Annotated in this window: 15 protein-coding genes; 9 read left to right on the forward strand and 6 right to left on the reverse strand. The window is 69.2% G+C overall.

Annotated features, from left to right (window positions below):
- The first annotated feature begins 128 nt into the window (after positions 1-128).
- Genes ABZ382_RS00080 through ABZ382_RS00095 form a run of 4 tightly spaced genes read left to right on the forward strand, consistent with a single transcriptional unit; the run spans position 129 to position 5,152 of the window.
- Entirely contained in the window at positions 129-1,178 is a 1,050-nt protein-coding gene (locus ABZ382_RS00080) for a DUF2235 domain-containing protein (protein ID WP_357081676.1), read from the forward strand.
- Positions 1,157-3,037, forward strand: coding sequence for a hypothetical protein (locus ABZ382_RS00085; protein WP_357081678.1), 1,881 nt, complete (start codon positions 1,157-1,159; stop codon positions 3,035-3,037). Before ABZ382_RS00080 ends, ABZ382_RS00085 begins: the two co-directional genes overlap by 22 nt.
- Before the next feature lie 7 nt (positions 3,038-3,044).
- Positions 3,045-4,316 (forward strand): hypothetical protein, encoded by a 1,272-nt coding sequence (locus ABZ382_RS00090; protein ID WP_357081680.1) that lies wholly within the window; start codon positions 3,045-3,047, stop codon positions 4,314-4,316.
- A gap of 5 nt (positions 4,317-4,321) precedes the next feature.
- Complete coding sequence (locus ABZ382_RS00095) at positions 4,322-5,152, forward strand: M12 family metallopeptidase (RefSeq protein ID WP_357081682.1); 831 nt, start codon at positions 4,322-4,324, stop codon at positions 5,150-5,152.
- An 80-nt stretch (positions 5,153-5,232) separates the two neighbouring features.
- On the opposite strand, the gene ABZ382_RS00100 is transcribed toward ABZ382_RS00095, so the two are convergent.
- From ABZ382_RS00100 to ABZ382_RS00115, 4 genes are read right to left on the reverse strand one after another with little or no spacing between them, the layout of a single operon-like run.
- Positions 5,233-5,679: an SRPBCC family protein gene (locus ABZ382_RS00100; RefSeq protein ID WP_357081684.1), complete on the reverse strand. Its 447-nt coding sequence runs from the start codon at positions 5,677-5,679 to the stop codon at positions 5,233-5,235.
- Positions 5,680-5,713: 34 nt separating this feature from the next.
- Positions 5,714-8,566: a BTAD domain-containing putative transcriptional regulator gene (locus ABZ382_RS00105; RefSeq protein ID WP_357081686.1), complete on the reverse strand. Its 2,853-nt coding sequence runs from the start codon at positions 8,564-8,566 to the stop codon at positions 5,714-5,716.
- A 33-nt stretch (positions 8,567-8,599) separates the two neighbouring features.
- Positions 8,600-8,956, reverse strand: coding sequence for a DUF1330 domain-containing protein (locus ABZ382_RS00110; protein ID WP_357081687.1), 357 nt, complete (start codon positions 8,954-8,956; stop codon positions 8,600-8,602).
- Between the two features lie 22 nt (positions 8,957-8,978).
- A complete protein-coding gene (locus ABZ382_RS00115) occupies positions 8,979-9,533 on the reverse strand; it encodes a helix-turn-helix domain-containing protein (RefSeq protein ID WP_357081689.1) in 555 nt (184 codons plus the stop codon).
- Between the two features lie 67 nt (positions 9,534-9,600).
- Between ABZ382_RS00115 and ABZ382_RS00120 the strand changes: the two genes are divergently transcribed.
- Genes ABZ382_RS00120 through ABZ382_RS00135 form a run of 4 tightly spaced genes read left to right on the forward strand, consistent with a single transcriptional unit; the run spans position 9,601 to position 15,020 of the window.
- Entirely contained in the window at positions 9,601-10,539 is a 939-nt protein-coding gene (locus ABZ382_RS00120; RefSeq protein WP_357081691.1) for a haloalkane dehalogenase, read from the forward strand.
- Positions 10,536-12,182 (forward strand): sulfatase-like hydrolase/transferase, encoded by a 1,647-nt coding sequence (locus ABZ382_RS00125; RefSeq protein WP_357081693.1) that lies wholly within the window; start codon positions 10,536-10,538, stop codon positions 12,180-12,182. Before ABZ382_RS00120 ends, ABZ382_RS00125 begins: the two co-directional genes overlap by 4 nt.
- On the forward strand, positions 12,172-13,653 hold the full coding sequence (locus ABZ382_RS00130; protein WP_357081695.1) for a hypothetical protein: 1,482 nt from the start codon (positions 12,172-12,174) through the stop codon (positions 13,651-13,653). The genes ABZ382_RS00125 and ABZ382_RS00130 overlap by 11 nt, the downstream gene beginning before the upstream one ends.
- A 56-nt stretch (positions 13,654-13,709) precedes the next feature.
- Entirely contained in the window at positions 13,710-15,020 is a 1,311-nt protein-coding gene (locus tag ABZ382_RS00135; RefSeq protein ID WP_357081697.1) for a glycosyltransferase 87 family protein, read from the forward strand.
- Here the strand turns inward: ABZ382_RS00135 and ABZ382_RS00140 are convergent.
- Positions 14,942-16,102 (reverse strand): helix-turn-helix transcriptional regulator, encoded by a 1,161-nt coding sequence (locus ABZ382_RS00140; RefSeq protein ID WP_357081699.1) that lies wholly within the window; start codon positions 16,100-16,102, stop codon positions 14,942-14,944. The genes ABZ382_RS00135 and ABZ382_RS00140 overlap by 79 nt on opposite strands.
- A 125-nt stretch (positions 16,103-16,227) precedes the next feature.
- Here ABZ382_RS00140 and ABZ382_RS00145 point away from each other — a divergent pair, with 125 nt between their 5' ends.
- Entirely contained in the window at positions 16,228-17,604 is a 1,377-nt protein-coding gene (locus ABZ382_RS00145) for a cytochrome P450 (RefSeq protein ID WP_357081702.1), read from the forward strand.
- A gap of 7 nt (positions 17,605-17,611) precedes the next feature.
- Here ABZ382_RS00145 and ABZ382_RS00150 read toward each other — a convergent pair whose 3' ends face one another.
- On the reverse strand, positions 17,612-18,346 hold the full coding sequence (locus ABZ382_RS00150; RefSeq protein WP_357081704.1) for a glutamine amidotransferase: 735 nt from the start codon (positions 18,344-18,346) through the stop codon (positions 17,612-17,614).
- Positions 18,347-18,452: the final 106 nt, after the last annotated feature.

The following is an 18,452-nucleotide window of genomic DNA, read 5'->3' on the forward strand; positions in this document are numbered from 1 at the left end:
GTGGGTTCCCGCTGACAGGAAAGTAGTGACCTGGGGTAATAAAAGTCAGTAGTCGACCGCTCCCCTTCCCGAAATTCGAGTACGCCACTACTCGATACGTGGAAATTCTCCGGCGAGACACTCGATGGGTGTTCAAAGAATCGGCGGCGAAGAACATCGTCATCTGTCTCGACGGGACAGGCAATCAACTCCGGGCCACCGGCAGCACGAATGTCGTCCGTCTGTTCGAGATGCTCGATCTGAGTGATTCCACCCGGCAGATCGCGTTCTACGATCCGGGCGTCGGCACCTTCAGCGCCCGGGGCGCGTGGTCGCCGCCCGCGCGCTGGGTGTCGCGCATGCTCGGCCTGGCCGTGGGCAGCGGACTGCGCTCGAATCTCGCTGAGGCCTATACCTATCTGATCGAACACTGGCGTCCGGGCGACCGGGTGTTCGTCTTCGGTTTCAGCCGCGGCGCCTATACCGCGCGGGCGCTGGCGGGGCTATTGCACGAGCCTGGCCTGCTGCGGCCCGGCAGCGAGAATCTCGTCCAATACGTCGTCAGCGCCTATACCCGCAAGACGACGGATTGGCCCGAACTGCGCCGCTATGCCCGCGCCTTCTGCTCGAAGACGCCCGAGGGCGAATTCTCGATACCCATCGAATATCTGGGGGTCTGGGACACGGTGAAGGCGGCCGGCTTGTTCCGCTGGAATCTGCACTGGCCATTCACCCGCCAGATCCCGAATGTCGAACGCGTCCGGCACGCCGTTTCCATCGACGAGAAGCGACGCCCCTACGAGCAGTACCTGGTCGTCCCGAAGGGTGAGCGGCCCGTCCTCACCGAGGCCTGGTTCGCCGGGGTCCATTCCGATGTCGGCGGCACCTTCGAGGACGATCCGCGCCTGGCCGGGATCGCGCTGAAATGGATAGCCGACGGCGCGATCGAGGCCGGACTGACCATCAAGCCCAAGGCCTATCGCGATGTCTGCGCCCTGACCGAGAACCATGCGAGCGGCCGAGTGCACCGCATGGGCTGGATCTGGGCACTGCTCACCTACCGTCACCGCCGCATTCCCGCGGATGCCCTGCTGCACGCGAGCGTGCGGACCCGGTGCGAGACGGATACGAACTACGGCAAGCGAATCCCGCGAGCAGTCCGGTGGGAGGACGAGCAATGGACGAAACCGCACCTGTAGTCGCCTACAGCATGGGCGGCATCTGCCCGCCCGCGCGCCGTCGACTCCGGACCTTCGCCTTCGACCCCATGTCGACGCGCCTGACCGGACGTTTCCTCACCCTGGACATCCCGTTCGAGAAGTTCAAGGGCCCCGGCCCGGACGGCGGACTCGTGCAGGTCGTCGACTACGACGCCAGCCGCGAGACGTGGTACGCCCCGATCGACCTCGACGACCCGTATCTGTTGGCGCAGGACGGAATTCGCCCGACCGAGAGCGATCCGCGGGCCCACCAGCAGGTCGTCTACGCCGTCGCGATGAGCGTCCTGGAACGGTTCGAGCGTTTCATGGGCCGCCGTTTCCGCTGGCACCGCGAGCAGGTCCTGCGCCTGGTTCCGCACGCCTTCGAAGGCGAGAACGCCTATTTCGATCCGAAGCGCCGCGCGGTCCTGTTCGGCTACTACCGGGCCGATGCGGAGAACCCGGGCGCGAATCTGCCCAGTCAGATCATCTTCACCTGCCTGTCGAGCGATATCGTCGCCCACGAGGTGACGCACGCGATCGTGCACCGAATCCGCCGTCTCTACAGCGAATCCACGCATCGCGACGTCTTCGCCTGGCATGAGGCGGTCGCCGATCTGATGGCGTTGTTCCAGCATTTCACCCACCGCGACGTCGTCGTCGACGCCATCACCAAGACCTCGGGCGAGCTCGGCAAGAGCGGCGGACTCCTGGATCTGGCACGGGAATTCGGCGAATCCACCGGCCGCGGCGCGGCCCTGCGGTCGGCGATCCGCAGCCCGGACCGGACCCCCAATCAGTTTCTGGCCGCGCAGGAGCCGCACGAACTGGGTGCGTGCTTCGTGGCCGCGGTCTTCGACGCCTACCTCGACTCCTATCAGAGCGCCATCGCGGATCTGCTGCGGATCTCGACCGGCGGCACCGGCGTGCTGCCGCCCGGCCACCTGCACCCGGATCTGGTGTCCCGCATCGCCGACGAGGCGGTCAAGACCGCGGACCGCTTGCTCGGCATGGTGGTGCGCGCCTTCGATTATCTGCCGGTGGTGGATGTCCGATTCGGCGATGTGGTGCGCGCGATCGTCACCGCCGACCGCGGCCTCTACCCCGAGGACCGCAGGCACCTGCGCGCCACCTTGGTGGAGGCGCTGCGCCGGCGCGGCATCTGGCCGACCAGCGTCGCCTCGCTGACCGATGAGGCGCTGGTCTGGCATCAGCCCGACACCGGTCTGAACCTCAGCCGGGGCAAGCACGCGGTGGATCTGTCGAAGGTCATCCTGTCGGCCTCCCGTGATCTGGATCCGGGCGGCGCGGCGGGCGAACTGCGTACGCCGCCGGTCCCGGACGGCAATGGCAGTCCCCGCGCCCTGGAGCTGCCGACGACGAGTTCGGTCTTCCGTGAGGTCGCCATCGGCATCACCGCGTGGGCGCGCGTGAACGCCCTGCAGCTCGGGCTCGATCCGACGTTGCCGATCAGCTGCGAGGGCATCCACGTCTCCTACCGGCAGGCGGGCGACCGGCTGCCGCGCCCCGAACTGGCCATCCAGCTGCTGCAGCGCCGCACCGATCTCGAGGACCGGAAGCAGTACAAGCCACCGGCGGTCCGCGCGGGCACCGCCCTGGTCGTCCGGGCCGACGGCAGCGTCGAATACATCATCGCCAAGCCACTGCCGCTGAGCGACCCGGCGCTGGCGACCGACGACAACGCCAGACAGTTCCACGAAGCCGGTAAACAACGGCTCGCCGAAATGACCCAATGGTTCGAGTCCCTCGAGGCCGCCGATCCGTTGAGCGCCTGGACGGCCGAGCACGCGATCCACCGTCTCGGCTTCGCCACGATCCATTCCGAGACCGGGGAGTAGGTGCGAGATGGCCACCCGGACAACGATTTCGGTCCGCATGTACAACGTGGGCTTCGGTGACGCGTTCACGGTGACCGTCCGCCGCGGCGACGACGCCTGGCGGATGCTGGTCGACTGCGGTGTCCACAGTCAGGGCCGGGCCCGGCCGATCCGCGACTCGGTGCGCGCCATCATCGCCGATCTCACCGAGGCCGCTCCCGACCACCGTCCGCACCTCGATGTCGTGGTCGCCACCCACCATCACGCCGACCACATCACCGGATTCGCCTGCGAGGAATGGGAGCAGGTGCTGGTGGACGAGGTGTGGGTGCCGTTCGTCGAGGATCCCGACGACGCGGACGCGCGTCGCATCCGCGGCGGTCAGGCCGAGGCCGCCAACGGCCTGCTGGCGCTGAGCCAACGGCGCGTCGCCGAACTCGACGGCCGCCTGCCCGCCGGTGTCGAACAGGCCCGCATGTTCGCGCTCAACGCCCAGGGCAATGCCGCCGCGACCGATCGTCTGCTGGGCCGTAATCAACGGGGGTTCGCCGCTCCGCACCGGGTGCGGTTCCTGCCCAGCCGGACCGAGGCCGAGAACCGGATCGCCGTGGACCGTGTGGGCGTGGTCGCCCACATTCTCGGGCCCTCCCGCGACATCAAGTTCCTCAAGCGCATGGATCCGCCCGCCCAGCAGACGTGGCCGCTGGTCCGCGCGGGCGCCGGCGCCGACTCCGCCGGACCGCTCACGCCGCTGTTCCACGCGCGCTACATCACCTCCGGTCAGCTGCCGGGCCGGCTTCCGGAGGCGAAAACGGATCTGGCGCTGGAGAATCTGGTGCACGATGACGACCGATTGCTGCGCGCCGCGGCGATTCTGGAGAACGCCGTGAACAACACCAGTGTCTTCTTCGTCCTCGATGTGTCCGGAACGCGGCTGCTGTTCCCCGGGGACGCGCAGCAGGGGGCGTGGGAGTACGTGTTCTCCGACGCCCGCAATGTCGACCTGCTGACCGACCTGGCGCTGTACAAGGTCGGCCATCACGGGTCGCACAACGCCACTCCTCGTCGATTCGTCGAAAAGGACTGGCAGACATCGGGATACGCGATGGTCCCGTTCGGGCCGGTGCAGCGATGGGTGAAGACCATACCCAAGAAGTCGCTGGTCGAGTCGCTCGAACAGCACCATCACACGGTGGTCCGAGCGGACCAGCCGCCCGAGGCCGTACCCGGTCACCTGGCCGTGCACGGCGACCTCTGGACCGAGGTCACCCTCACCGCAACGAATCACCATCAGGAGTGAAAGACATGTCCACCGGAGACGCCATCATCGTGTGCACGCCGCGCAGCCTGCCCGGCGACACCCTGTTCGCGGCCGCCAAGACGGCCGTGGAGATCAATCCCGCGAACCGCCCGTACCTGCGCCCGGTCACCGGATTGGTCGCCCCGGGGACGGTGAACAAGGCGTTCATCTCCGCCCTCACCACCAAGTACTGGCGCAGCGGCGGCGTCCACCTCGCCGTCCGGTTCCTCGACACCGACGACGCCGACCTCAAGAAGCGCATCGTCAGCCACATGAACGCGTGGTCGCCGGGCGCGAACATCAAGTTCTCCGAAAGCCGCAGCAAGGACGCGGAAGTGCGGATCGCCCGCACCCCCGGCGACGGCTACTGGTCGTATCTGGGCACCGACATCCTGCACATCGCCGCCGACCAGCCGACCATGAACCTGGACTCCTTCTCCATGGACACCCCCGAGAGCGAGTACAAGCGGGTCGTGCGCCACGAGACCGGCCACACCCTGGGCTTCCCGCACGAGCACCTGCGCCGCGAGGTCGTCGATGACATCGACCCCAAGAAGGCGATCAAGTACTTCCAGGCGACCGACGGCTGGAGCCCGGACACCACCCGCGCCCAGGTGCTGACCCCGCTCGAGGACGTCAGCCTCATCGCCACACCGACCGACACCCTGTCGATCATGTGCTACCAGCTGCCGGGCTCGATCATGCGCGACGGCAAGCCCGTTCCGGGCGGCCTGGACATCGACGCCCAGGACCGCAAGTTCGCCCAAACGCTCTACCCGGCGACCCTGGTGGGCACACCCCACCCGGCCGCGAAGGCCACCGCGCACGCACGGTGACCGCTTCGATAAGAGGGGACGGCCGAAGCCGTTGCATCGCAACGGCTTCGGCCGATCGAAGTCGGTGAGCGCTGGGAACGTCACGCACTCGTGCGCTCGATCAGCGCACGCAGTGCGGCGAGATCGCGATCGAGATTGCGCTGCAGCATGCGGGCCAGTAGCGCGCCGAACGGCCGCTGCAGGCCATGCGGAGTGACCCGCAGTTCCAAGCGAATCCGGGATCGATCCGTACCGTGCGGGGTCACGGTGCGTGCGCCGTCGGCATCGGCTCCCGAGGTGGTGTGCCAGGTCATCCGGGTGCCGGGGTCGACCGTGAGGACTTCGCCGGCATTGCGCCAGGTGCGTCCGGCGAATCGGAGTTCCTCGGCGGTGCGGGTGCCGGGCGCGACGAGGCCGGGCGGGTTGGCGGTCATGGCGACGACGCCGGTGCGCCAGGCGGTGTCGTTGGCGTAATCGGCGAGGATCGCCCAGCCCTTCGAGGCCGGGCAATCGACGGTGGTCTCGGCGGACAGGTCGAAGGTGGTCACCGGTTCACCGTCGCCGAAGGGTGTTTCAAATCCGCTACAACGGCTTCCCGGCGGCATCGTGGACGAGATCGACCATGTCCGTCCAGCTCATCCGCTTCCCGGCCTGTTCGGCGGCCGCCGCGTCCGCCTCGGGCAGCAGCCGGTTCATCCGCTCGATCAACGCCGGATGCGCGAACTGCGCATAGCGGCGCGGGTCGGCTCCGACACGCTCGGAGTGGTGCAGCGCGGCCGCCCGCAGCTGAAGTGCCGCTCGGGGTTCGGAGGTCACCATGAGCGCGTGCGCGGCCGCGTAGATCGCGCCGAGGGCATCGGAGACGTTCGACTGCTCGGCGAACACGCCCAAGGCCCGGTCGAGCGCGGTCAGCGCCTCTGCGGCGGCGTCCCTGTCGTCACCCGGCGAGAGCACCGACCAAGCGACCACCACGTCGGCCATGCCCTCGCACCACAGGTGACCGCAGTCGGCGCTGAGCTCCCGCGCACCGCGCAGCCATCGGAGGGCCGCTGCCCCGTCGCCCTCCAGCAGCAGGGTGATGCCGTGGCCGAACTGCGCGCAGCCACGAATCCACTCGGGGGTGGGCAAGCGCTCGACCTCCGCGATCAGGCGGTCGACGGCCTCCCGGGTGGTTCTCGGGTCGCCGAGCGCGGTCAGCGCCAATGCCCGAAACATCAACGCGTGCAATACCAGATCACGCTCGGACTCCGGGGCGGTCAGGAGATCCAGGGCGGCGTTCGCGTGCGCGAGCGCCTCGGCGGGATCCCCGGCGTGGAACGACACGATGGACAGGGCGGCCAGCCCGCGCGCCCGATCCATGCGGTCCGCCGGTGCGGCGCGGTCCAATGCTGTCCGCAGCCGGTGGCGACCGTCCGCCAGCACCCCGAGGGTCGTCCACGCGAATTGCAGTGCGGCAGTGGACCGCAGCGCGCGCACGGGATCGTGATCGAGGTCGTGGTCGATGCCGGTGCGAATGTTGGGCAGCTCCCCCGCCAAGGCGCGGTAGGCGGGCCCGGCGCCGTGCCCGGTCAGCATCGCGGCCTGCGCTGTCACGAAGTCGTGCACCCACGCGGCGTGGGCGGCGCGACTGGCCTGCGGATCGGGATCGATGTCGCGGCAGTAGCGGCGAATGGTCTCGAGCATCCGATAGCGGGTCGGGCCGGTGGTGGTGGTGTCCGCGCTGATGACCGACCGATCCAGCAGCGACGCCACGGTGGCTAGCACCGCGGTTCCGGCGGCCGCGGGCCGGACCGCCTCGGCGGCCTGCCAGGTGAATCCGCCCTCGAACGGCCACAGCCGCAACAGCATCGCGCGATCGGCGTCCGCGAGATGCTCGACGCTCCATCCGATGGCGGCTTCGAGTCCCGCATGCGGTGAAAGCGATCCCCGCGGTGTCGGTCCGAGCACGTCGAGCCGATCGCGAATGTGGGAGGCGATGTCGCGCAGCCCGAACGCACGCTCCCGGGCGGCGGCCAATTCGATCGCCAGTGGCAGCCCGTCCAGGGTCGCGCAGATCTCCCGCGCGCACGCCCGATCATCCTCGGCCGGTTGCCAATTCGATCGTCCAGCCCGAACCCGGTCGATCAGCAGCTGCACCGCGTCGCCATCGGTGCCGTCCGGGCCGGTCACGGGCAGGGGTTCGACCGCCAGCACCTGCTCACCGTCGATGCCCAACGGCTGGCGGCTGGTCGCGAGAATCCGCAATCCAGGGCAGCCGGCGAGCAGCAGCACGCTCAGCTCGGCGACGGGCTCGATCAGGTGCTCGCAATTGTCGAGCATCAGCAGCCCCGGTCGCGCCGTGAGCGCGCGCCGCACCAAGGCGGCGGGGTCTCCGGCGTGATGGATGAGCCCGAGCGCGGATGCGACCGCCATTGGGACCGCATCGCCACGGCGGACATCGCCCAGCCGCACGATCCAGCGGTCGTCCGCAGCGTCCCGCGCTGCGCAGTATTCGACCGCCAGCCTGGTCTTGCCGACTCCGGCGGGCCCGATGAGGCTGACCATGCGGTGCTCCGCCATCAGTTCGGTCAGCAGCCGTAGTTCCCGGTCACGGCCGACGAAAGACGTGAGCAGCCTCGAAACGGGCTGCGGCACAGCGCGAACCACGCCGTCGACCGGTGTCCGAGGACGTGCCGTGGTCGCGGCCAGCAGTGCGGGATCGTGCGCGAGCATCCGCTGCTCGAGCAGGCGTAGCGCGGGCCCGGGTTCGACGCCGAGCTCCTCGACCAGTAGTTCCCGCACCCGCCGTAGCTCGGCCAGCGCCTGCGCCTGCCGCCCGCTGCGATACAGCCCCAGCGCCAGCAGCTCCCATCGCCGTTCCCGGAACGGTGCTCGAGTCACCGCCTCGCTCAATTCCGCGACTGCCGCCGCGGTCTGCCCGCAGGCCAGCCGCGCCGCCTGCAACTCTTCGACCGCGACATCGCGCAGCTCGGCGAGACGCGTCCGCTCGGCGGGCAACGCGGGCGCATGATCCAGCTCAGGCCACGGTTCTCCGCGCCACAACGCCAGCCCGTCCGTCAGGAGCCGCTCGGCGCTCGCCGTCTCACCGGCCGCCAGCGCCCGGACTCCTTCGGTGACCGATGCCGCGAAGCGCCCACTGTCGGTCCACTCCGGCGGTACGTCCAGGCGATACCCGGATACGCTGCGCTGCAGGAGATCCCGGGCGGCCGGACCGAATGCCGACCGCAGCCGTGAAGCCACCACCCGCAGCGCGCCGCCCACCTGCTGCGGCCGATCGGCGCTCCAGATCAGCTCACCGAGCGCTTCGTCGGACATCGCGGAGCCGAGCGTGGTCGACAGGGCCGCGAGGAACCGCCGGGGAACGGGCCCGCCGATGTCGGCGAGCCGACCGTCCACCTCGACCTCGATCGGGCCGAGCACCCGGAGGAACAGCACCCGGAAGAGCCTAGTCGTGCCCCGGGGTGCCGGTCACGGGGTCGGGAAGGGCTGGCACGCGATCAAGGTCGTGTAGTCGATGCCGGACTCCCGGTGCCGGTGGATCTCCTCGTATTCCGGTGCCGTCACCATGTCCAGAAACGCTTGGCGACTGGGGTATTCGACAAGGGCGACATAGTCCCAGTCCGCGTCGCCGATCAGCGTCTGCTGGGGTTCGCCGTGCCAGAGCAGGCGGCCCCCCTGCTTCTCGACCATGGCCAGCACGGCTGCGCCATAGCTCGCGTATTCGGCGCGATCCCGGAATTTGATGAGGTTGAGCATTGCGATCGGCCCCTCGCCGGCGGTTTCGGTGAAGCGGGTGAACTGATCGGCGTCGGGCACGATGGCCATGGCGATGTTCCTTCTTGACGGCTCAGGTGAGCATGCGGGTCAGGACCGCGGTCACGGCCGCGCGGGCGGCATCGACCGGGAGGGCTTGATGGCGGCGCAGGACGTCCCAGGTCTCCCAGGAACACATCGCGAAGACGGCCTCGCGGGAGGCCGGTTCCAGCGCGTCGAGTTCGGGCAGATTGGTGCGCAGATGGGCGCGTAGCGCCGCGCGGCTCTCGTTCAAACGTTCGGAGAGGACCACGGATTCGTGTTCGCGCAGCAGCGCGGCCCGGCGGGTGCTGGTGACGTTCTCGAACAGGTCGGAGCGCAGGGCGACGAGGGTCTCCATGCGCTGCTCCAGGTCGCCGGTCACCGGTTCCAGGAGTGCGATCCAATGCCGGGCGATCTGGGTCTGCGCCGCGTCGAGGTACAGCGTCTCCAGGTCCTGGAAGTGGTGGTACACCGACCGTGTGGCGACGCCCGCCCGCTCGGCGACCGCCTGCGCGGTCGGTTGCAGATTGCCCTCGTCGATCAGCGCCAGGGCGGCCTCCAGAACCGCCTGGCGGTTCTTCGCTGCTCGTGCGGTACGTCCGTCCATCACGGTCAACCCTACACAGGAAAATTGATTGTTGCACTCCACGTGCAAATAGTTTTAGGGTCGCAGCATGCACGCACACCGGACACCGGACGACCGGTTCGCCGATCTGCCGGACTACGACTTCGAACCCCACTACGCCGACGTGGCCGCCGGGGACGGCAGCGCGACCCGGCTACGGCTGCACTACCTCGACGAGGGCCCCCGCGACGGGGACGTCGTCCTGCTGCTGCACGGCGAGCCGTCGTGGAGCTTCCTGTACCGGACCATGATCCCCCTGCTGGTGAAAGCCGGATTGCGTTGCATCGCACCGGATCTCATCGGCTTCGGCCGCAGCGACAAACCCGCCGATCGCGCCGACTACACCTACGCCCGCCACGTCGAGTGGCTCCGCGAGGCCCTGTTCGACCACCTGGACCTGACCGGCATCACGCTGGTCTGCCAGGACTGGGGCGGCCTCATCGGCCTGCGGCTGGTCGCCGAACACTCCGACCGGTTCGCCCGCGTGGTGGTCGCCAACACCGGATTGCCCACCGGCGACGCGAAACTCACCGACGCCTTCGCCGCCTGGCAGCGCTTCTCCCAGGAGACGCCGACCTTCCCCGTCGGCGGGATCATCGCGGGCGGCTGCCGCACCACCCTGTCCCCCGACGTGGTGGCCGCCTACGACGCGCCCTTCCCGGACGAGACCTTCAAGGCGGGCGCGCGAGCGTTCCCGCTCCTGGTCCCGACCCGCCCCGACGATCCGGCCGCACCGGCCAACCGGGCCGCGTGGGAACAGCTGGCGCGGTTCGAGAAACCGGTACTGACCGCCTTCTCCGACGGCGACCCGATCACCGCCGGCGGTCACCGGCCCTTCCAGGAGAAGGTGCCCGGCGCTGCCGGTCAGGCCCACACCACCATCACCGACGCCGGTCACTTCCTCCAGGAGGACCGCGGCCCCGAACTCGCCGCCGTGGTGAGCGCGTTCATCGCCGCCACCGGCACCACCACAGGAGCGATCGAATGATCAGCAGGAGAGGGTTTTTCGGCACCGGCGCCATGGCCGGCGCCACCGCGGCCGCGGCCGCGGTCGCGGGCCCGGCCGTCGCGGAACCCGACCGCCGGGACAACGATCCGGGCAAGCCGAACATCCTGGTCGTCATCGTCGACGAGATGCGGGCCCCGATCTGGTTCCCCGAGCAGTCCGTCCTCGACACGATCCTGCCGAATATCGCCGCGCTGCGGAACAAGTCGGTCTCGTTCGAACAGCACTACACCGCCGCCAACGACTGCACCCCCTCCCGCGGCGCCCTGGTGACGGGCCTGTACGCCCACCAGACCGGCTGCCTGTCGACCTCCCAGTCCGAGCTGGCGGCGGGCTTCCCCACCTGGGGTTCGATGCTGCGCGAACAGGGCTACCGCACCGCCTGGTGGGGCAAATGGCATCTGGGCCACTACGCCGACACCACCCCGGGGGGCCTGGACCGCTACGGATTCGACGGCGGCACCTACCCCTCCCCCAACGGCGCGCCCGAACAGGGCCTGCAGATGGACGGCCGCATCGTCGACGAATTCGTCCAGTGGCTCGACACCGATGCGGCGCAAGGCCCGTGGTGCACGACGGTGTCGCTGGTCAATCCGCACGACATCCAATGGTGGCCGCGCTGGACGCGACGTACGTTGGCCAACAACAACATTCCACGCTGGATCAACGACCTGCCCGGAAATTTCGAGACCCTCGACCAGCTCTCCCGTAAGCCGCGACTGCAGATGGCGCTGGTCGAGGTGTCGGCGGCGACCTTCGGCCTGGCCCCCTACGGCACGCCGGGCGCCGACCAGGAGTGGATCGACCTGCGCAACCTCTACCTGTGGTTCCAGCAGCAGGTGGACATCCAGATCGGCCGCGCGATCGCCGCGGTCGAGTCCCGGCCCGAGGTCGCCGCGAACACGGTGGTGGTCTTCACCTCCGACCACGGCGACTACGCGGGCTCCCACGGCCTGCACGGCAAGGGCGGCGGGGCGTACGACGAGGCCCTCCGGGTACCGCTCTACATTCACGACCCGCGCGGGCTGCTGACCCCGTCCCCCGGGGTGCGCGACCAACTCACCTCCAGCGTCGACCTGGCAGCCCTGCTGCTGACCATCGGCACCGGCGGCGCGGGCTGGCGTTCCGACGACCGCTACGCGCACCTGGCCGGGCGTCACGACATCGCCGCCGTCGCACGCGATCCGCGCGCGCCCGGACGGCCGTGGATCCTGCACACCACCGACGAGCACTCCATCGAGGAGGCCGCGGTCCGATTCAACGGTGACGCACCGGGACACGTGATCGCGCTGCGCACCGCCGACGCCAAATTCGTCCGCTACTCGCACTGGGCCGCGGGCACGTCACGCATCGACCCGGCGCAGCAGGAGGAGTACGAGCTCTACGACTACTCCACCCCCGACGGCCGGCTCGAACTCGACAACACCGCGGCCATCGGCGGCGCCCTGCGCGACACCATGAGCCGACTGCACGACGAGGCCGTGCGGACCGAACTGCAGCAGCCGCTACCCTCCTACCTGCAGCAGGCCCAGCAGGACGGATGGAACGATTACTTCACCCAGACCGCGAAACCCTTCGGGGAGCAGCTCGCCGACTTCCTCCGGGACGGCATCGGTGCGAGATAGCTATCGCGGCGGCGTCATCGGCGCCGCCGCCACCCTGTTCGCCGCGGTGGCCGGAACCGCGGCCGCTCTGCCCGTCCCGGCCGTGCCCGGCGCACCACCGGTGTTCCTCGGCAATCCGGCCGTCGCGCAACCGATCACCGGTCTGCAGCCGGTTCCGCAGCACCCCTACCTGGCGCCCAACGGCAGCTCCGGCATCCACGACGACGGCTGGATGAGCAACACCACCACCCGCCCCGGACCGCTCGGCCACGACATTCGCGTGGTGTCGGCGGTCATCGGCGGCGAGTGCGGATCGCTCACCTTCGATCACGCCGGTCGGATCATCACGACCTGTATCGGGCCGTCGCCCGCGCTGTACCTGCTCGACCCGGTCACCCTGAATGTGCTGGGCCGCAGCCCACTTCCCGGTGACCCGGGCGCCTTCCTGCGGCCGGGCGCGTTCGGCAACTTCACCGGCGGCGCGTACTTCTACCTCGACGATCAGGATCGCGCCGTGGTCGCCTCCCGCGACGGCCACATCCGCGTCTTCGCGGTGAACGGCGCCGGTGACGGCTTCACCGTCGTGCACGACCACGATCTGACCGCACTGCTGCGGCCCGGCGAGACCTTCAATTCGGCGCTGCCCGACAGCAACGGGCTGCTGTGGTTCGTGGCCCGCACCAACGGCGTGGTCGGCACCCTGGACCTGAACACCGGTGCGGCGCAGGTGATCCGCCTCGGCGACGGTGCGAACGGCGAGATCGAGAACTCCTTCGCGGTGGGCAATGACGGCGACGTCTACATCGCCACCAACCGCGAACTGCTCCGCTTCGACTCGGGACCCGACGGTGCGCCCGCCGTCACCTGGCGCACCACCTACGCCAATAGCGGACAGCGCAAACCGGGCCAGGTCGACGACGGCACCGGCACCACGCCGACCATCCTGTCGGGCGGCTATGTCGCCATCACCGACAACGCCGATCCGATGAACGTCGTCGTCTACCGCACCGCACCCGGTGCCGCGCAGCGACAGGTGTGCGCCGTCCCCGTGTTCGGCGCGGGCGCGAGTGACACCGAGAATTCGTTGATCAGCGCGGGCAATTCGCTGATCGTCGAGAACAACTACGGGTACACCAGTCCCGAGGCCACCCTGCTCGGAAAGACCACCACTCCCGGTTTCGCCCGCATCGACATCGACGCTGACGGCGCGGGCTGCCACCAGGTCTGGGCCAACACCACCGAGGCCGCCCCCACCGTCGTCCCCAAGCTGTCGCTGGCGACCGGTCTGATCTACAGCTACACCAAGGGTTCCGAACCCAGCGACCCCTGGTACCTCACCGCGCTGGACTTCCGGACCGGGGCCACGGTCTGGAAGCACCTCGCCGGCACCGGTCCCGGCTTCAACAACAACTACGCCGGAATCAGCATCGGCCCTGATGGCACCGCCTATCTGGGTGTCATCCCGGGATTGATCGCCCTGCGCGACAACTGAATCGCCACTACGGTGGTTCGGGCACACGCCAGCCCGAACCACCGTGGGAGTCCCGCATGCCCGTTCCGACGAGGGGCGACGCGGCCTCCGTGAATCCGGTCGCACCACCCGGGCGGTCGGTGCCGTTGCCCTGGGTGTGGCTGATCGCAGCGCTGGGCGTCCTGGCCGTCTACGGGTACCTGCGCCAGGCCCTGCTGCCGCCGCGCGCGATGTTCCCGCTGGACGATCTCGACGTCTACCGGGTCGCGGCCGACCGTGTGGTGCACGGGGTTTCGGTCTACGACACTCCCTTGCGTGGGCATACGCGCGGCGAATGGGAATTCGTCTACACGCCCTTCGCGGCTCTGTTGTTCGTGCCGCTGGTGGTGCTGCACGGTACGTCGCTCACCCTGGCCGGTGCGCTCGGCAATATGGCACTGCTCGCCGGATCGGTGTGGGCCGCCTTGTCGCTGCTGGGTTTCCGCCGCGACCGGCGACTCCTGATCGTCATCCCCGCCGCCACGGCGGTGCTGCTGTGGTGTGAGCCGACCCGCCAGACCATCGGGCTCGGCCAGGTCAACCTGCTGCTCCTGCTGCTGGTCCTGGCCGATATGACGCTGCCCGACTCCTCCCGCTGGAAAGGCGCGCTGACCGGCATCGCCGCCGGAATCAAACTCACACCCGCCTTCTTCATCCTCTACCTGCTGGTGACCGGTCGCTTCCGCGCGGCCGCCGCCGCGGCGGGCGCCTGCGCCGCCACCCTGGCAATCGGTCTGGCCGTCATGCCGAAGGACTCCCTCACCTTCTGGAGCGGCGCCTTCGCCGACCCGGCCCGCGTCGGCGTCCCCGGCAACCCCGACAACGAATCGCTGCGCGGCCTGCTCGCCCGCTCCCTCGGCTCCGGCGGCCTGGCCCAATTGCTCTGGCCCGCAGCCGCCCTCGCCACCGCCTTGACCTGTCTCGTCGTGGCCCGCCGCCTCTCCGCCACCGGCCAGGAACTCGCCGCCCTGACCCTGTGCGGCATGACCGCCGCCGCCATCTCCCCCTACACCTGGATTCACCACTGGGTCTGGCTCGCACCCCTGCTGATCTGCGCGGCCGACCTCACCGTTCGCCGCCGTTCGCCGCTGACCGCCGCGGCGCTGATCGCGATCTTCCTCCTCTGCTCGGGCGGCGTCTTCCCGTTCCTCGGCCTCCCCTCCGAAAGCGTTCTGCGCCTGGCGGACCCGGGCCATTTCGCGGTCATCGTTCACAATGCCTACATCTGGCTCACCGTGGCGCTCCTGGTCACCGCCGCGATCGCAACCCGTCACCGCCCGCGGCCGACGGCCCGAGGGCTTGTGAAGACCGGTCCGGTCGCGAGCAGTAGCCGGGTGAGTTCGGCCTGACGGTGGGTTCCGGTCTTCTGGAAGATGTGCTGCAGATGCACCCGCACCGTGGGCAGCGTGACCGCCAGCGTGTCGGCCACCGCCTGCAGCCCCTCCCCGCGTAGCACGCCTTCGGCGATGGCCGCCTCGCGCGGAGTGAAACTGTAGAGCATCCGCCAGCTCTCCACCGGAGACCGTCGCAACGCGTCCTCCGGGTCCACGATGGTGATCAGCGCGAGCCGGGGGCACCGAAACGCACAGTCGCCCAGTCGAATCGGTACCGCGTGGAGGACGTAGTACTGCCCGGGCCCGGATCCGGGAACACGCAGGCTCCCGGCGGCGGGTACCGCGTCGTCCCGGCCGCAGGCCCGCGCGATCAGGGCCCGTAAGGCCGTCCGAGTTCCCGGTGCGGCGGCGCTGAGCTCGCCGACCCCGTCCACCGACAGCCCGTCCCGACGCGTCAGGATCGCGTGCGCGGCCGAATTCATGTGCTGCACGAACCCGTCCTGGTCGATCAGCAGCCCGCCTCGATCGAGCTGTTCGAGGATGTCCGTGGTCAGCCGCAATTGCCGCGCCTGCTCGGACACCATGCGCTCGATCCCCGCCGCGGCCCGCAGATGCGGAACCAGTTGTCGCATCAGCTCGGTCGGCCACGGCTCGTTGTACCGACGCGTCGATTCCGAGGGCAGGCACAGCCAGGTCGGACCGTCGCAGTGCTCGGAGAAGCGGGCGAACACCGCGTCGCGGACACCGGTGGGACGGGCCCAGTCGACGAAGAACTCGCTCTTGGACCGTTCGGTCGTCGTGATCGCGTCGACCACCCGGCCGACCGTCCCGGCAGGACTGCGCTCGACGAGCTCGGCGACCGGATCCAACGTGCGGTAGTAATCGTTCCAGCGCGCCGCGGCTCCGAGGTCGAGCCCGACCCCCTGGACGATCTCGCGATCCGGTCCCGGTGCCTGCACGACGACCGCCGCGTAGGCGCCGAAGACGCCGATCATCTCCCGCAGCGTGACAGGCCATGTCGACGGCTCGACCGCGGAACCGTAGATGGAGGCGACCAGGCCCGAGAACGGCTCGAGCCCGGCTGGCTCGTACGCCATGTATCGAGTCTGACGCTCCCTCGCTGTCGGTGTCACCGAGTTTCGGCCTAATCCGTTCGGATGATGCCCGGCCGTTGTACTCCGTGCTCTGCTGGAGACGAACCGGAGGAAGGCGGGGGGCCGACATGACCGATATCCAGTTGCGCGAACCACCGCGGGCCGCGGGCTCGTGGTTGCTCGGATCTGCCCTGGACATGCTGCGCGACCCACTCGGACTGGGCTTGCGCAAGTTCGAGCAGCACGGGGACGTGGTGCGCTACGACCTTCCGTCGATCGGGTCGCGGCGCAGATACTACGTGGTCAACCACCCTGATGGGGCCGCCAAGGTCCTCAGCGCGGCCACCTACCGCGACTATCGCAAGGACAGCCGTTTCTTCGGCCCGCTGCGTGAGCTGTACGGTGACGGCCTGCTCACCAGTCAGGACGACACGTGGCTACGGCAACGGCGATTCGTCCAGCCGCTGTTCGTCACCCGCAGCGTGGACGGATACTCCGCCGCCATGGCCCGCGAAGTGGAGGCGGTCGCCGCGGAGTGGCGGGCACGACCCGATGACGAGGTGGTCGACCTGCACGCGGAGATGGTCCGGCTCACCCTGCGCATCGTCGCGGCGGCACTGTTCGGTGCGGACGCCGAGCGCATGCTGCCCGTGGTCCGAGCGGACTTCCCGGTCCTCGGCCGCGCCGCGCTACGCCGATTCGCTGTGCCCTTCCCGGCTCCGCTGACCTGGCCGACGCCCGCGAACCGGCGGATCGCCCACGCCCAGGCCGATATCCGCGAGGTGTGCGACGACATCATCGCCGCCCGGCGTGCGGCCGCCACCCCGGGCCAGGACCTGATCGGCCGGCTGATTTCGGCGCGCGACGGCTCGGAGGCGCTGTCCGACAGCGAGATCCGGGACCAGATCAAGATCTTTCTGTTCGCTGGCCACGACACCACCGCCACCGTGGTCACCTTCGCGCTGTACCTGCTGGGCCGTGACGCGCAGGCCCAGGATCGGGTCCGCCGGGAAGTCGACGAGCACCTCCCGCAGTCACCGCCCACGTGCGCCGACATCGCCGCGCTCGACGAGACGACCATGGTGTTGAAGGAGGCCGCCCGCCTCTACCCGCCCGCGCCCTACCTCTCCCGGGTGGCCATGCGCGACAGCGAGATCTGCGGTTATCACATCCCAGCACACTCCGATGTCACGATCGCTCCCTGGGTCATCCACCACCGCGCCGACCTGTGGCCGGACCCGTTCCGGTTCGACCCGCACCGCTTCGCTCCCGGCGAGGACGCCGCCCGCCACAAGTTCGCCTGGCTGCCCTTCGGCCACGGCCCACGCGGCTGTATCGGCGAACGCTTCGCCATGCTCGAGGCCGGCATCGCGGTCTCGATCCTCATCCGGGACTTCGAATTCACCACTCCCCCGGGCGAAATCCCGCTCACCACCGACCTCGTACTGCACCCGGTCGGGCCCGTGCCCTGCCGGATCCGCTGCCGGGTTCGGGAACAGCGGTGATCGCCGCTCACTCCCGGTAGCGGGCGACGAAGCGGCGCAGGATCTCCTGGGGCACGGTGATGTGCTCGCGGTGGCCGAGTTCGGTGAGGTAGTCGGCCTCGGCGGGGTCGAAATAGCCGTCGTGGCGGTAGATTTCGATGCGCAGCGCCAGGCCGCGGCCGTCGAGTTCGGGGTGGAACTGGGTGGCGTAGACGTGCTCGCCGACCCGCACCGCCTGGACCGGGCAGCCGGCGGACCGGGCCAGCAGGGTCGCGCCGGGCGGGACGTCCTGACAGGACTCCTTGTGGCCGACGAAGGCGCGGAAGGCGTCCGGCAGGCCGCGCAGCAGTGGATCGTCCTCGGCGTCGCCGGTCAGTTCGATGGTGGTCGCTCCGGGCGATTCGGCATAGCGTCCGGGCCCGACCTGCCCGCCGAGGGCATCGGCCAGTGCGCCCAACCCGTAGCAGGCACCCAGGTAGGGGAAGTCCCGGCGCACCACCTCGATGAGCAGCTTCCGCAGTTCGGGTTCGAAGGCCCGCTGGTAGTCGTACTTGCGGTCCTCTGGGTAGCTGATATTGCTGGGCCCACCGCCGACGATGACGGCCCAGTAGTCGTCGAGGTCGAGATCGGGCATGCCGCGATTCATCTCGACCCGGGTCACCTCCGCCGGCGCGAGACCGCCCGCGTCGAGGATCGCTTCATACTCCTGGTCGGAGGCCGCTTGCTCGGGTCGCAGCTGCAACAGCAGACAAGGCTTCGCCATCACCACATTGTCGATGGCTCTGATACAGTCGGCGTACCTCATCAGATATTTCCCAAAAAACAAAGTACGTGTAACCGCCGGTTACACGTACTTTGTTTTTCAGGCC

Source organism: Nocardia sp. NPDC005825 (genome assembly GCF_040630175.1).
GTDB lineage: Bacteria > Actinomycetota > Actinomycetes > Mycobacteriales > Mycobacteriaceae > Nocardia.